A 13,503-nucleotide genomic window follows, 5' to 3' on the forward strand; every position below is an offset into this window, starting at 1 on the left:
GTATCGGAGCCGCCCGGGGGCCGGTCAGCGTCGCTTGGCTTCGGCGCTGATCAGGGAGCGGATCACCAGGGCGCAGACGGCGACGGACACGCCGGGTGATGGCGACCGCGAGGAGCATCGAGACGAGAACGGCGCCGACGACCAGGACCACGGCGGTGCCGCCGCCAACCAGGGCGAGCGCAGTACCGGGCGTGAGCTGAACCGTGGGGCGGCTCGGCGCCGGGGCCGCGGGGGCGGGCGGCGGGGTGGGGGCCGGGCGGTGCTGGACGACCGCAGTGGGCTCGACGACGGCGGGCGGTGTGCTGAGCCCGGTCGGGGTGGGCATGGTCGGGATCTTGGGGCGGAGCATGGTGGTTCTCCTTTCGCTGCGGGCTACTTGACGGCTGCGTTGATGACGGGGGCGAGGAGGCTGTCGGCGAGGAGGTAGCCGCCCAGGAGCAGGACGGCGATGAGCCACCAGGGCGGGCGGATGAGCTTGATGCCGAGGTAGCCGACGACGAGGAGGGCGAACCAGAGAGGGACCTGCATGGCGGTGGTCTCCTAGCGGATGCGGCAGCGGTGGGTGCGGGCGGCGAGCCGGGCGGCGGAGGCGCTGGAGTAGTCGGCGGACCAGCCGCAGCGGTCGGCGGTGCACACGGCGGCGTGCTTGGTCTGGCCGTTGCGGTCGCGGTGGGTGCCGATCTGCACCGGGCCGATGCTCATGACGGAGTGGAAGTGATCACGGGCGGGCATCGCAGCGGTTCTCCTTTCGGCTCAGGCAAGGTGGGCGGCGATGGCGTCGGCGAGGTGGGGCGGGACGCCGAGGCGGGCGCGGAGGGTGTCGGTGTCGATCCGGGCGCCGGTGCGTGCTTCGTGGTCGGCGGCGACCTTCCGGGCGTGCTCGACCAGGGCGGCCGGGACCGGCACGGTTGGTGCGGCGGGCGCAGGCGAAGTGGCGGCGGGTAGCGCTGGGGTGTCCTCGGTCGCTGCCTCCGGGGAGGCGTCCGTTTCCGTCTCGGCTGCCTGTGCGCCAGGGGTGGTCTTGGGTTTGGTGTCGGGTGCCGGCGGAACTGGCGGGCGTTCCGCGGCCGAGTGGGCAAGCAGGGTGCCGCCGAGGAAGGCCAGGGCGGGCCATCCGGCGACGCCGAGCCGGAGCAGGGCGGGTGGGTCGGCCAGGTCGAGGAATCCGGCGGTGGCGATGTTGGCGCCGAGTGAGGCGAACAGGGCGATCAGGAACCAGCACCAGGCCAGCCGGGAGGGCCCCTGGGAGCGGAGGCGTCGCCAGGCGGCGACCAGGAGCAGGTCGACGCTGATGGGGTAGGCCCAGGCCTTCCAGCCGTCCTGTCCGGCAGCGGCGGCGAGGTCGTGGAGGTGGGCGAAGCAGAGGGCTCCGGCGATGACGGCCTGGACCAGGACGGCATCCGGTCGTGTGGGGCGGTTGGGCCTGGTCATGATTGCCCCCGCGGGGGACGGCCCAGGGAGCGAGCCACGACCGCGCAGTCGGCGGAGGAGTATGCGGTCCTGACTCCGGAGATGGACAATCCGGCCGCCGATGCGAGCGAGGCCAGCGTGTAGGGCCGAGGGCCAGCGAACTCCCGCGCATAGGCGAGGTGGGCGCGGACGAGCTGGTCGAGCTGGTCCTGCTGCTCGCGCAGGGCCGCCAGTTGACGAAGGAATTCGTCCGGGGTGAGATCGTCCAGGCCAGTCAGCGGCTCTGACATCTTCATCGCCCCTCTCCGGGGTAGGTGGGGCCGTCGTTGGGGTCGTAGCCGGGCGGGAAGGTGCCGGGCGGCGGTTCGGGCAGCGATGCGGCCAGCGATGGGCCGATGGCCTCGATGAAGTCCTGGTCGGCGCCGGTCGTGTGGGCGTAGTGGCTGAGTTGGAGGAGCAGCAGCACCGTGCGGGCGAAGTCCTCGCGGTGAGGGCACATGGCGGGGCTTTCCCTTCGTCAGGCATGGCGGGGGTAGGGACCTGGCGCGAAGGCGGTCGCGCCGACCGTGGAGCGGGAGTGATCAGGTGGTGGCCGGGATGGACTCCACGGCCGGGGCCTCGGCCGGAGCCGGGACGCCAAGGGCGGGCCGGAAGGGGGCCAGTTCAGGCAGGTCCGGAGTTTGGTCGGCGTGCCGGTTGCAGGTGTTGACGGCCTGGCGCAGGGAGGTGTGCGGGGCGCGGATGCGGTGCCAGCCGCCGGAGGAGTCGCCCGCGATGGCGACCCCGCGCATCTCGGCCGGGATCTGGATGGCGGCGAGGACGGCGTCCGGGGAGATGTCGCCGAAGGCCATGTTCGCTGAGGTTTCGTCGTTGACGCGGTGGGCGGTGCGGCCGGTGAGCTGGGCTCGCAGCATGGTGATGCCCTTGCCGAGTTCGGAGCCGAAGCGCTGTCCGCAGATCTCCAGGTAGATGCCGGCGGCGCGGCCGAGCTGGGCGAGGCGGACCAGGGCGGTGATGATGCGGTCCCGCCGCTTCTCCTCCTCCTTGGTGGCGAAGAGGGCGAGTTCGGCGACCTCGTCGACCAGGACCACGACGGGCACGGGGCGCAGGTGTTCGGCCAGGTCCCAGATGTCGGCGGCGATCTCGGCGTCGGGGACGTCTGCGGTGACGCGCTGTTCGGTGCGGATGAGCTGGTAGACGCCCTCCATGCGGGCCACGAGGGCTTCGAGGAGTTCCGCGGCGGTGTCAGGGTTGTCCGCGAGCGCGGAGAACCGGCGGGCCAGCGGGAACAGCTCCACCCCCTGTTTGCAGTCGATGCCCACCAGGGCGACGTCCATCGCAGCCAGCCCGGCGACCAGGTTGCGCTGGTAGACCGACTTCCCGGACTCCGTGGCCCCGAGGGTAAGGGCGTGGGGTATCGCCCGGTAGTCGCGGTAGTGGACCGCGCCGTCCTCCCGCAGGGCAACGGGGACCCGCATCGGGCGGGTGTCCGTCTGGGCGGGCATCTGCACCCGCTTGAGGACGTCGTAGCCGGTCATCCGGACCTCGACCACACCCGAGCGCACCTCACGCGAGGTGACCCCGTACATGGAGAAGGAGTGCCGGAGCCGGTCGGAGGCGGCGGCGACGTCGAAGGCGTCCTGCCCGGGCCGGAGCTTGAGGCGCAGGACCAGGCCGGTCCTGGTCGGGCGGAGGCGCAGGATGCGCGGCGGGCGGGAGTCGGGAAGGTCTGCGCCGGGGCGGGAGCGGGATAGCTGCGCGATCAGCTGATAGGTGGGCAGGCCGCGCAGGCGTTCGCGTACCTCTGCAGGGGCGGAGACGATGAGTGTGCGGATCTGGTTGATCGTCTGGGTGCGGGACTTGATGGCGGAGCGGCGGACCACCCGCAGGGACCGGATGGCCTCGACGATGCCGTCGCGGGTCTTCGGCCGGCCGGTCGCGCGGCCGGACAGGACGGCGGTCGCGGCGGCGTAGGCGTCGACGGGGTCGGACTTGCCGTTGGCCCGCCGGGCCTTGCGGTCGGGGCGGTCCACGTCCACGACGGTGAGCTCGTTCGCCCGCAGGAACCGGGCGAGTTCGGAGCCGTAGGCGCCGGTCCCCTCAACTCCGACGGCGAGTACCTCGCCGTGCGAGCGCAACCACTCCAGCAGGCGCTGGTAGCCGTCGGGGGTGGTGGGGAACGCTGCCGTGGCCAGGTGGCGACCGATGGAGTCGATCACAGCGGCCTGGTGGAAGTCGGTGTGGGTGTCCACGCCGCCGACCACCGCGATCTGGTCTGCCATGCTGGGTCCTGCTGTCCTTCCGTGCGATGCGCGAGGGATCGCACGGGCCAGTCGGGCGGCTGGACAAGACTGTGATGGGACCTTTGGCCGGGCTCCTATGAAGTCACAGGCGCTCGACCGGCCGCGTGCATAGCGGCACCGCCCGGCCGGCCGACGATTCCTGGAAAGGACAGCCTGAAGCGTCAATCGTTCGGTGGGTCAGGCCGCCGAGCGGTGCCACGGTCAATCCTCACAGTCGTTCGTACAGTGGCGCGCTCCACCTGGACGCCATGGACCACGCCCGCTCCACGGTGTGTGGGTCGACGGCGTACGGGATGGGAGCTGAGGTAGGTGGTGGTCGAGGTCGTCAGCCGGTGCAGCCGGGAACGCATCCGCACCTGCGCGCGGTCAAACTGTGGGAGGGACGGCCCGGGTCAGGGGTTCAAGATCTCCGTACAGGGCAGCGTGAAGCGCGGCAGCGAGCTCGCGAGCTCGTTCTTCGCTCCGCAGCCCGTGCATCATGAAGTAGATCGGCCCCGCGTAAGCGCCCCAGTCGACCTCGTGCCTTTCCACGAGACGGGTGATCGCGGCCCGGACTTCCTCGTTGACCGCGTCGGCGACCGCGTGCCCGGGGCCGGCAGTGAGCGTGTCCGCCTTCACGGTCCACCGGTGTCCTTCGCATTCGATGGCGACGAACACGGCGCCGTCCGCCATGGCGTTCCGGTACGCGTGGTGGAACGCGCCGGTGCCGGTGGCGACCGGGATGAGGTGGGCGGGGCACGGAACCGGCAGCGGCTGCACGAGGAGCATTATTACAACCAGTGATGTTCAATCGCGCTCGGTGACGCACAGGTCGGCGGCAGCAACCCCCTGGTCCATGGAATAGCCGACTCACCTCAATGGATGACGGATATGTGTGAGGCGCTGAAAACGTGGTTTAGACCGCAACGACGACTGAGAACGCGGCAGAGAGCCACACGTGCCCCCTGCGTGCCCGATGAGGGGGTACCGCACGGGGAACAGCGGGGAGTCACGGCAACCAGCCCACAAACGCGCAGGTCAGCGTCTTGCCAGGTCACCGCACATCCGCATACGCGATCTTCCAAACTAGTGCTCCACAACCCTGAGGCTCCGCACCGGCCGCGCGGTACGGTGCCGCTCAGGGGGTGGCCATGAGTGAACAGGTCCTGTCGGCCTACGCAGCGATGTGGACCACGGAACGGGATCAGTGGGAGCTCCATCGATGCCCGAGGCACTTCGTAGCGAGGCGGGCGGCCCGGCCAGCAGATCACGGATTTGCGAACCACACGCCGGAGCCCTGCATCGCGCGCAGTGAGCGCGAGCGCTGCCTTGGAGAAATCCTGGAGATGATCTTGCATCGGGACCCCTAAGACACCAACGGAGACCGAAGTTCCCCAACGCCCGGACCTGCATATTTGCCCTAGAGCACAGGTAGACGATGGTCGTGTCCCGCGACGTGGTGTAGGGGATCAAGCGCTACGCGTTCCGGTTCGAGGTCCGTAGCGATCTATGCGGAGGCGGCAGCCCAAGGAGTGTGCTGCTGACTTGAGTTGGACAACCCGATCGGGCGGATCCACTGTCCTGGCCTGGGGATTCCGGTGCCTTGATCCCCTACGCCACCTGGCGGGACGCCATCTAGACGATCCTCCAGGTCCTAATTCGGGACGAAGAGGTCGTGGGTTCAAATCCCGCCACCCCGGCAGTGAAGTACCAGGTCAGGGGCCTGATCCGCATCGCGGGCCAGGTCCCTGAATGGTTTCGGGGGGCATTTTGAGAGTCAAGTCCGGAATCCGGCTCCTACGCGGCTCCCTGCAGATCGCAGTGGGAGCCGCCTCAGCGCCTTCGCGATGGCATCCCCAGAGACCCCGGCCCGAGCGCCGGTACCTCCGCGATCACCCCGCCCTCTATGCCCGGTTTCGGGGACAGTGACCCCAAGCGCGGGCATAGGCTTCAGGAAAGGGGCGTACGCGTAAGCGCGGTGTGCACCCGGACTCTGGGCGTTCCAAGCGGCGACCGCGTACCTCCTCCGCTCTGCCCCCCGCAGGAGGTACGCCATGGATCACGAACCATTGCCCTCTGTCGGCCATGCCGAGGTCCGCATCGTCGCGGCGACGCCGGAGGTGGCTCGCCGCGTTGCCCAAGTGCTGCGTCGCTGCTTCACCTCGACCGAGCAGCGCAGCTACCCCGCTGGCTGCGAAGGCGCGACCCGTCTCCACCTCACTATCGACACCACACACACCGCGCAGCCCGCACGGTCCTGGCTGGCATCCAGCGAATCGTCCCTCGAGGACCACTATCCCGCGGACGAGGTGTGACCGGACCGTGAATGCCACGAAAGCCCGCCGCCCCATCAGTGCCCGCACCGTCGGCCACGAGTCCGAGAGCAACAGCCATGACGACACTCCGTAAACGCAAGACCTACCGGAAAGCGGTTCTCCAATCTCTGTACGGGGCCGTCGAACGCAATCTCACCGAGGTCAGCGGAGCGGCACTCCACGACGAGCTCCGTCTGACCGACGAGGACCTCTCCGCGGCCTGCGTTTACCTGGCTGGCGAAGGTCTGATCACCGTCGACTGGACGTCGCACAAGACCCCCGCCACCGTCTCGCTAACGCATGAGGGCATCCGGTTCATGGAAGAGGAAGAAGAGTCGGATGCGCCCACTCAGGGTGACTAGCGCCGCTCGGTCCCCACTGACCTCCCGGGAGCCTTCGGGGAGCTGACCTGCTCCCCAAACCCCCTCCACACCATGCGAGACCCATTGAGGCCAACGCCCTTCAACTGGGGAAACGCCATCCGTGCCGGCGCGATCACCGCGCGGACCTCATTCGGGATGAAGAGTTCTTGGGTTCAAATCCCGTCACAGCGGCAGCCGAAACTCTTGGTCAGGTATCAGCGAGGATAGGCACAGGCAGGTGCCTCCTGGGGCGCAGCCATGGTCTCAATTGCGGCCGGCCAGTGCATAACCCATGGCGCGGCGGTACGGGCCGACCCGCCACGCTCCGAGAATGCTGCCATTCGTGTCGTCCACAGCGCTCAATGATGCTCGCCCCGGCCGCCAGCCGGAACCATGAAGTCCCTCCTGTGATGTACAGCAACCACCGCGGCCGCACCCGACCGGCACCGACCCAAGCATCCAGGTGGCCACCACTGCGGCGTTCAACCACCACACCGCCCATAGTTCGAAACGAAGAGGTCGTGCCAGACCCGTGCCAGATCATGCGGGGAACCACGGGGAACACCGGGCGCCAAAGTCGGTGGCCGCGCAGAAGCCAGCACCACTCCGCCCCAGGTCAGACGGGCGGCCAGCTCTGGATCACCTGAGCTTCCCAAGCTGAGAGCCCGGGTGCCGTCGTCGCGAGCCGGCCCCACGGCTTGCTCTGGTCAACAGCATTGACAGCGTGGCGGAGGCGCCGGTGGGGGGGCAGCAAGACATACGCGCGCATGGTCGGTCGGCGCACCCGCCGTCATGGCTGACTGTCGTCGGCTGAGGTTCATGCGGACCGTTCGAGGGTGGCCGCCGTCGACCAACGGTCAGACCCGGTGACCCACCGCGCGTGCGGGTAATCCCATACGAGCCACCGATCGGTTGAAACCCGTATACAGTCCCCCTGCACTTGTCCTACTCAAAAAGGGGGGGGTCCCTTTGCGTGCTCGTCTTGCCGCCTCAGCCATAGCTGTCGCCGTGGTCGGCGTCTTCTTCAGCGCACCGACCGCGTCTGCGGCCACGTTGCCGTCCACCAACACCGCCCACCACTGCGTCCACCACACCACGGGCGTCTGTGGCTGGACACACCACCAAAAGCCCAAGGACAAGTACGAGACCGCCAAGTGCGTGGATGCCACGCTGTCTTACTCGCGGCACTCGCAGGGCACCTGCTCCCACCACCACGGCGTCCGCTACTGGTTCAAGTAGGCCGCGGAGCAGGCGCAGCAAGGGGCGGGGTACGAAGTGCGGGTGAGTGTCTAACTGCGTGACAACGTCGACAGACAGCAGCGGACGAGCGCGGACGCCTGCGGACGATCCCAGCAGGTGAGAGGTACATCGGCCCAAGGCCCGGCAAGCCACGGGTCTGCCAACTCCTCGATCAAATCGCCGAGATGTGCACGGGAGACGCCGCAGAAGGCAGGATGGGACAAGGCCGCACGGGCCCACTTCTTGGTCACACTCGAAGAACCCGTGCGGCTGCCGTCACGTCACGGCCATAGCAGACGGCCTCGCGGATCGGGGCGAGGTCGTCGTGCTGTCGCAGGTCAGGCTTTCGCGGCGGTGCTCGCCCCGGGCGGGCGCACCATGAAGACGTCGATCGGGTCCTGGGCTTCCACGACGAATTCGTGGCGCTCGTAGAGTCGACGGGCAGCACTGCCCTGCAAGACGTTCAGACCCACGGTCATGCCCTGCGCGTCCGTCCGCTCCAGCACCGTGCGCAAGACAGCGGATCCGAGTCCTCGGCCCTGACGGTGCGGAGCCAGGTAGAAGTGCTCCAGCCACTGCCTGCCTTCGGCGGGCCGGAGCGCGACGCATCCTACGAGTTCGCGGTCGATCATGATGATCGACGTGTGCTGCGTGGGGAAGGAATCCCGCAGCCGTTGCCGCACCCTGTGCTCGTCGTAGCGCCCAAGGCGTTCCAAATCCGCACGCATGACCGTGGCCCGCAACTCCGCGATCACCTCGATGTCCGCTGCCACCGCAGAACGCAGCACCCAGCCCGTGGCATGCGCCGACATGGCCCGTGCAGGCACTGCCACGTCCAGTTGCGCCCCGATCCCCATCACCCCAGCATCCATGGCCGGAGTATCTCAATCCGCCTGCTCTGGACAGGCACATAGGCATCTCAACCCGAACTGCCCAATCCCGCCGCGACCTCAATCGCGGACCGAGTCGTTACGTGCCAGATGGGCCGCGAGGGGGCTGCTTCACCCTCTTGATCTGACCGTCGACGTAGTCGGCGATCTGGTGGTCGCGGCCGTTCACGAGGTGCCGATAGTTCAGCGCTGCCCGCACGGACGAGTGGCCCATGCGATGCATCAACTCCCGAGTGGTCGCGCCACCGGTCGCGGCCAGGGTGTTGCCGGTGTGCCGGAGATCATGGAAGCGGACGCCATCGAGCCCGGTCGCGGCGAGGGCACGGAGCCAGATCCGCCGGAAGTTGTTCCGCCGCAGGACACCACCCCGGACGCCGAGGAAGACAAGCCCGGTTCGGCCGGCACCGGCGTACTCGGCGAGGTGGTGGGCCAGTTCCTCGACGAGCGAGGCCGGGATGGCCACGGTACGGACACCGGCAGCGCTCTTGGGAGTCTTCACCGTGAGACCGTGGCCGCGGGTCTCGGAGTACGAGCGCCGGACGGAGACGGTGCGGGCCTCCAGATCGACGTCACGTCGCTCCAGAGCCGCCAGCTCACCGAAGCGGAGCGCGCAGAAGGCCGCCATGAGAACGAGGGCGCGGCAGTGGGGCGGAACGGCGTCCGCGAGCCGGTACACCTCGGGCACGGAGAGGAAGGGCCGCTCTGCGTGGGTGGCCGTACCCGCGCCCTTGATCCGGCACGGGTTGCTGAATCAGTCCGTCGTCCACGGCCGTTTTCAGGATCGTGCGGAGGATCGTGTATGCCTTGGCGACGGTGGCCGGGCCGACCCCGGCATCGAGGAGGCCCGTGCGCCAGCGCCGCACCTGGGGCGTGGTGATCGTATGGAGCGGCATCGCGTTGAACGTCGGCATGATGTGCAGGTTGAGGATGCCGACGTTGCGTTCGCGGGTGGTGGCCGCGTAGTCGCGATCGCGGCGCCCGCGCTCATGTCTCCGCCCCGCTCGGCACCGCCGGCCGCCCGCTCCCGCCCAAGAGGCAGGCACACAGTGCATGAGGTCAGACACGTCGCGGCTGGGGCGGTCGGCTCCACGGCTTTACGGAGCCACTTTGGCGCGAGCCTCGAAGATCATGGCCCCAACGTCGTGCTTTACCGGGCAGGTCCACAGACTGCCCGACGCGCCGGAAGCTTACGGGGCCATGATCACTCGCGGCAAAGCAGCGCCCCCCAAAGCCGCTACGCCGACCGCGTGCCCACGCACAGGCTCAAGGGCCTGTCCGACGGGTCGCGTCACCGACCTCGCACCCGACAACCTGTCACCCGAATGGCGCAACGTGACGTGCCACCCACATGGGTGAGGATCAAGCTGGCTAGTGCCCCAACCGAGGCAATCCGCGAAAGGGGAACCAAATGCGCAGTCGACGAATCCTCGCCGCCGTCCTCGCCACGGCAGCCCTCGCCGGACTCGGCCTCACAGGCGCCGCCACCGCCACCGCAGATGATGGCTCAGGCTTCACCACCCCTTCTCAGTGCAGGGAGGGCGGCGGACAGCCCTATCTGCACAACACCGTCAAATGCTGGGGCGGTAAATACGACGGGCTGACTGTCGACTAAGCCCCCACAAGGCGCCCCGCAGCCACGCGCCGCGGGTTCTCCCGCGCGAGCGTAGCCGGGGTAGAGCGGATCAGCATACGCGGCTCAGGGCGTCAAGGTCGTTCGTACAGTGGCGCGCTCCACCTTGACGCCCTGAACCACGCCCGCTCCACGGTGTGTGGGTCGAAGGCGGAAGGGATGGCAGCAGGGACAGTTGTGGTTCCTGTCGGAGCCAGACCCGCGAGTCATCGCGCCGAACTGCCAACGGGAGGGGCGGGACGACGCGTCGGCGACGGTCAACTCGTCCGTGGAGAACGGCTCGAAGCCGACCGCGTCGACGACACGTTCCCAGCCGTCGTCGTCGTCCCGGAAGTCCTCCCACTTCGCCCGAGTCACCCCGTAGAGCACCTTGAGCTCGTCGGGCAACGTCACGCCGAGGCGCGCCTCAGCGGCCGCGATCTCCTCCTCGGTCGCGGCGACGGCATCCGGGATCCGCTCCCGAAGTGTCCGTTCCAGCAGCGCCAGATCGACCGAGGGGGCCGGTGCCGCACCGGGCACCGGCTCGGGCAGACGGCGCCAGGGCTCGGGTACGGAGTCCTCGACCAGGACGAGCGCACCCGGGTGCACACCGAAGCTCCGCTCCACGGCGGGGCTGGGTCCGAACAGGTCGAGTGCCGTGTGCCCGCTCGGCGAGATCTCCGCGACGAACGACATGTCCTCGACGCCGGCCTTCGTGAGCGCGGCCTGCACCAGCTGTACCGTGTCGTACTCGTCCTGCACGTCCGACAGTTGGGCGGCCTGTCCGGGCGGGGGCATCCGTCGCGGCAGGTGCAGACTCCATGAGTGGATGCCGATCTGCCCCGTCACATGGCCACCCGGGACGGCGAGGCTGTCCGCGTGGGCGGCGCGCAGGAGCCGCAGCACGGGAGCCCAGGTCGCGAAGTCGTCCATCGAGGGCAACGGTGGCCTCCGGTCGTTCCGGTGAACGTAGCGATGAAGATTATGGGGGGAGGCACTGACACAACTCCGTGGGAGCACCGACACAGGCAGGGGGAGGCGCCCGGCGCGGTGGCTCAGCCCAGGAACGCCCTCGTGGTCGCGGCGAACCGGTCCGCGTCGTCGAGCCAGGGGAAGTGCCCGGCACCGGGCTGAACGACCGGTCGGACCCCCGGGAACAGTGCGGCGAACTCGGCCATCGCGCGGGGCGGGGCCGCCACGTCGACCTCCCCGGCGAGCAGCAGCACGGGCGAGCCGAACCGGGCCAGTGCCGTACGGGTGGCGTCCGGGTCGAAGGCGCCGTCGGCGGCGAAGATCCTCGCGGCCTCCGGGTTCCTCTGCTCGTCCTCGGCGGCCCGGTGGGCGCGGGCGGTCCGGTCCCAACTGCCGTAGAAGAAGGGCGCGATGGCCTGCCAGGAGTCGGGGGTCCCCTGCCCGGCGGTGATCGCCTCCAGGTCCGGGTACGCGGCGGGGAACCACGGCTCGTGCCGGCGCAGCCGTGCGGTCTCGCGCCGGTCCTCTCCGCTGATCGTCACACCGACGGCCAGGACGCTCGGCGTGATCAGGGCGAGCCGGTCGACGCGTTCCGGGTGGCGGCTCACATACAGCGCCGCCAGGTTCGCGCCGGCCGAGTGCGCGAGCAGGGTCATCCGGTCGAGGCCGAGGTGCTCGCGCAGGGCCTCCACGTCGTCGACGAGCCGGTCGCAGCGGAAGGTGCCGGGGTCCTTCGGCTGCGCCGACCGACCGGTGCCCCGCAGATCCGGCATGATCAGCCGCTGGTGCGCGGAGAGGCCGCCGAGGTCGCCCAGGTAGGCGCAGGCCTGCATCGGGCCCCCGGGCAGGCAGACCACGGTGGGGCCGTCCCCGAGCACGCGGTGGGCGAGCTTCGTTCCGTCGTACGCGCTGAAGAATTCCATGCCGGGCAGCCTGGGGGCGGCGGCGGACGGTGGCTACCGTTCAGCTACGGCTACACGATGGGGCGGCTGGATGGCGGTCGGGATCAGATTCACCGCGGCATCGGTCGCGCGAGTGCGGTTCGCCGTCTCACCGCTGGGCGAGACGGTGCTGGCGCTGCGGATCCTGCTGGGTACGGGCGGGCACGCGGTGCATCGGCCGTGGGCGCGCGGGGCCCTGCCGCTGCTGGCGGGCGAGCCCGAACTGCCGTTGCTGCGGGCGCTGATCGCCGGGCCGCTGCCGTCGTTCCTGTTCCCGGTGCCGCGGGAGCGGATGCCGTCGATGGCGACGGAGCTGGAACTGCTGCGGGCCACGGAGGAGGCCTTCTTCCGGCGCGAGTACGGCGCGGTCCTGGGCGTACCGGAGGAGGAGGCCCCCGCCCCGGCAGCGGTGCTGCCCCGGCTCGCCGAGGCGCTCCAGCGCTGCCATGAACGGCTGATCGCCCCGCACTGGCGCCGGATACGCGCGGTGCTGGAGGCCGATGTCGGCAGACGGGCGCTCACCTTGGTGGACGGCGGGGTACAGGCGCTCTTCGCCGAGCTGCACCGGGACATCGCCTGGGACGACGGCCAGTTGGTGGTGCACGGGCGGCGCACTCCGCACTCGGTGCGCACGGTGGACGCCGGCGGGCACGGCCTGGTCCTGCTGCCCAGTGTCTTCAACTGGCCCCATGTGGGCGTCGACAAGTCCCCGGTCACGACCGCGTCGATCCGTTACCCGGCGGTCGGCGTCGGCCTGCTCTGGGAGGATCCGCCCCCGGCGCCGACGGGTCTCGCCCCGGTGCTCGGCCACACACGGGCGGCCCTGCTCACCGCCCTGGCCGAACCACTGACGACGACGGACCTGGCCGGCCGTCTCGGCATCACGCCGAGCGCGGTCTCGCAGCATCTGGGGGCGCTGCGCGGTGCGGGCCTGGTGGCGACGCAGCGCAGGGGCCGTACCGCGCTCCATCTGCGCACGGAACGGGCAGACCACCTGGTGGGCGCCCCGGCCGCCGTATCTCGCACGTCGTCGACGGGCATGTGACGGTCACGGCATGGGGGGCCACGGCCTCCCCGTGTCCGTCATTCCGGCCGGGGTCCGGCCTCGGTGTCGTGCTCGTCGGTGTGCTTCAGACGCATGCGGGCGTCCACCTTGTTCTCGGTCGTGACCTCCGACCAGAAGCGGTGGCAGGAGACGAAGACCGCGAGTTCCCGCTCCCGGCGGCGGAGTTTTTCCACCTCTGCCTGTTCGTCCGCGGTCCAGCCCGGGGAGGCGGGGCGTTCCACCTTCCGCCAGCCGTTGTCGTCGCTGAACGCGTCCAGCGGCTCCACCGACCAGGGGAGTCGTTTCAGCAGGGCCAGGAGCTCTGCCCGGACCTGGTGCAGCTCCTCCTGTCCGGCAAGGAGGTCACTCGGAAAGTCATAGCTCGCAGGCACCCGGCAATGCTACGCGTGTTCGATTTTTCGATGCGAGCCGCTTCTC

At 69.6% G+C, this 13,503-nt stretch carries 18 protein-coding genes and 1 pseudogene; 5 read left to right on the forward strand and 14 right to left on the reverse strand.

Annotation, left to right across the window (positions count from 1 at the left end; genetic code table 11):
- Positions 1-24: 24 nt before the first annotated feature.
- The 8 genes and pseudogenes from ACFYX0_RS14810 to ACFYX0_RS14845 form a co-directional block, all read right to left on the reverse strand.
- A pseudogene (locus tag ACFYX0_RS14810) lies at positions 25-349 on the reverse strand (SpdD-like protein).
- Between the two features lie 23 nt (positions 350-372).
- Complete coding sequence (locus ACFYX0_RS14815) at positions 373-528, reverse strand: hypothetical protein (RefSeq protein ID WP_388970320.1); 156 nt, start codon at positions 526-528, stop codon at positions 373-375.
- 12 nt (positions 529-540) lie between these two features.
- Positions 541-732, reverse strand: coding sequence for a mobile element transfer protein (locus tag ACFYX0_RS14820; protein ID WP_388970322.1), 192 nt, complete (start codon positions 730-732; stop codon positions 541-543).
- Between the two features lie 21 nt (positions 733-753).
- Positions 754-1,431 (reverse strand): DUF2637 domain-containing protein, encoded by a 678-nt coding sequence (locus tag ACFYX0_RS14825; RefSeq protein WP_388970324.1) that lies wholly within the window; start codon positions 1,429-1,431, stop codon positions 754-756.
- Positions 1,428-1,706, reverse strand: a complete 279-nt coding sequence (locus ACFYX0_RS14830) for a hypothetical protein (RefSeq protein ID WP_388970326.1) — start codon at positions 1,704-1,706, stop codon at positions 1,428-1,430. Before ACFYX0_RS14830 ends, ACFYX0_RS14825 begins: the two co-directional genes overlap by 4 nt.
- Entirely contained in the window at positions 1,703-1,909 is a 207-nt protein-coding gene (locus ACFYX0_RS14835; protein ID WP_388970328.1) for a hypothetical protein, read from the reverse strand. The genes ACFYX0_RS14830 and ACFYX0_RS14835 overlap by 4 nt, the downstream gene beginning before the upstream one ends.
- 82 nt (positions 1,910-1,991) lie before the next feature.
- On the reverse strand, positions 1,992-3,692 hold the full coding sequence (locus ACFYX0_RS14840; protein ID WP_388970330.1) for an FtsK/SpoIIIE domain-containing protein: 1,701 nt from the start codon (positions 3,690-3,692) through the stop codon (positions 1,992-1,994).
- 387 nt (positions 3,693-4,079) lie between these two features.
- Positions 4,080-4,472, reverse strand: a complete 393-nt coding sequence (locus ACFYX0_RS14845) for a hypothetical protein (protein ID WP_388970332.1) — start codon at positions 4,470-4,472, stop codon at positions 4,080-4,082.
- 1,274 nt (positions 4,473-5,746) lie between these two features.
- Here ACFYX0_RS14845 and ACFYX0_RS14850 point away from each other — a divergent pair.
- From ACFYX0_RS14850 to ACFYX0_RS14860, 3 genes are all read left to right on the forward strand, one after another.
- Positions 5,747-6,007, forward strand: a complete 261-nt coding sequence (locus ACFYX0_RS14850) for a hypothetical protein (RefSeq protein ID WP_388970334.1) — start codon at positions 5,747-5,749, stop codon at positions 6,005-6,007.
- Between the two features lie 77 nt (positions 6,008-6,084).
- Positions 6,085-6,369 (forward strand): hypothetical protein, encoded by a 285-nt coding sequence (locus ACFYX0_RS14855; RefSeq protein WP_388970336.1) that lies wholly within the window; start codon positions 6,085-6,087, stop codon positions 6,367-6,369.
- 969 nt (positions 6,370-7,338) lie between these two features.
- A complete protein-coding gene (locus ACFYX0_RS14860) occupies positions 7,339-7,608 on the forward strand; it encodes a DUF3761 domain-containing protein (protein ID WP_388970339.1) in 270 nt (89 codons plus the stop codon).
- Positions 7,609-7,946: 338 nt separating this feature from the next.
- Here the strand turns inward: ACFYX0_RS14860 and ACFYX0_RS14865 are convergent, their stop codons facing one another.
- The 3 genes from ACFYX0_RS14865 to ACFYX0_RS14875 form a co-directional block, all read right to left on the reverse strand.
- The gene (locus tag ACFYX0_RS14865) at positions 7,947-8,480 is read right to left on the reverse strand and encodes a GNAT family N-acetyltransferase (protein WP_388970341.1); all 534 of its coding nucleotides are present in this window, start codon (positions 8,478-8,480) and stop codon (positions 7,947-7,949) included.
- A gap of 97 nt (positions 8,481-8,577) precedes the next feature.
- A complete protein-coding gene (locus ACFYX0_RS14870; protein WP_388970343.1) occupies positions 8,578-9,183 on the reverse strand; it encodes a site-specific integrase in 606 nt (201 codons plus the stop codon).
- Positions 9,092-9,550 carry a hypothetical protein gene (locus ACFYX0_RS14875; RefSeq protein WP_388970345.1) on the reverse strand — a complete coding sequence of 153 codons (459 nt, stop codon included), beginning with the start codon at positions 9,548-9,550 and terminating at the stop codon, positions 9,092-9,094. Before ACFYX0_RS14875 ends, ACFYX0_RS14870 begins: the two co-directional genes overlap by 92 nt.
- Positions 9,551-9,906: 356 nt before the next feature.
- On the opposite strand from ACFYX0_RS14875, the gene ACFYX0_RS14880 reads away from it, so the two are divergent.
- A complete protein-coding gene (locus tag ACFYX0_RS14880; protein WP_388970347.1) occupies positions 9,907-10,110 on the forward strand; it encodes a hypothetical protein in 204 nt (67 codons plus the stop codon).
- Positions 10,111-10,194: 84 nt separating this feature from the next.
- Here the strand turns inward: ACFYX0_RS14880 and ACFYX0_RS14885 are convergent, their stop codons facing one another.
- Together ACFYX0_RS14885 and ACFYX0_RS14890 are read right to left on the reverse strand one after the other, a co-directional pair.
- On the reverse strand, positions 10,195-11,040 hold the full coding sequence (locus ACFYX0_RS14885) for a hypothetical protein (RefSeq protein WP_388970349.1): 846 nt from the start codon (positions 11,038-11,040) through the stop codon (positions 10,195-10,197).
- Between the two features lie 122 nt (positions 11,041-11,162).
- Entirely contained in the window at positions 11,163-12,002 is an 840-nt protein-coding gene (locus ACFYX0_RS14890; RefSeq protein WP_388970351.1) for an alpha/beta fold hydrolase, read from the reverse strand.
- Between the two features lie 70 nt (positions 12,003-12,072).
- On the opposite strand from ACFYX0_RS14890, the gene ACFYX0_RS14895 reads away from it, so the two are divergent.
- Complete coding sequence (locus tag ACFYX0_RS14895) at positions 12,073-13,065, forward strand: DUF5937 family protein (protein ID WP_388970353.1); 993 nt, start codon at positions 12,073-12,075, stop codon at positions 13,063-13,065.
- A gap of 38 nt (positions 13,066-13,103) precedes the next feature.
- On the opposite strand, the gene ACFYX0_RS14900 is transcribed toward ACFYX0_RS14895, so the two are convergent.
- Complete coding sequence (locus tag ACFYX0_RS14900; protein WP_311690393.1) at positions 13,104-13,457, reverse strand: hypothetical protein; 354 nt, start codon at positions 13,455-13,457, stop codon at positions 13,104-13,106.
- Positions 13,458-13,503: the final 46 nt, after the last annotated feature.

It is taken from the genome of Streptomyces sp. NPDC002573, from assembly GCF_042889625.1.
Classification (GTDB): Bacteria; Actinomycetota; Actinomycetes; order Streptomycetales; family Streptomycetaceae; genus Streptomyces; species Streptomyces gibsoniae.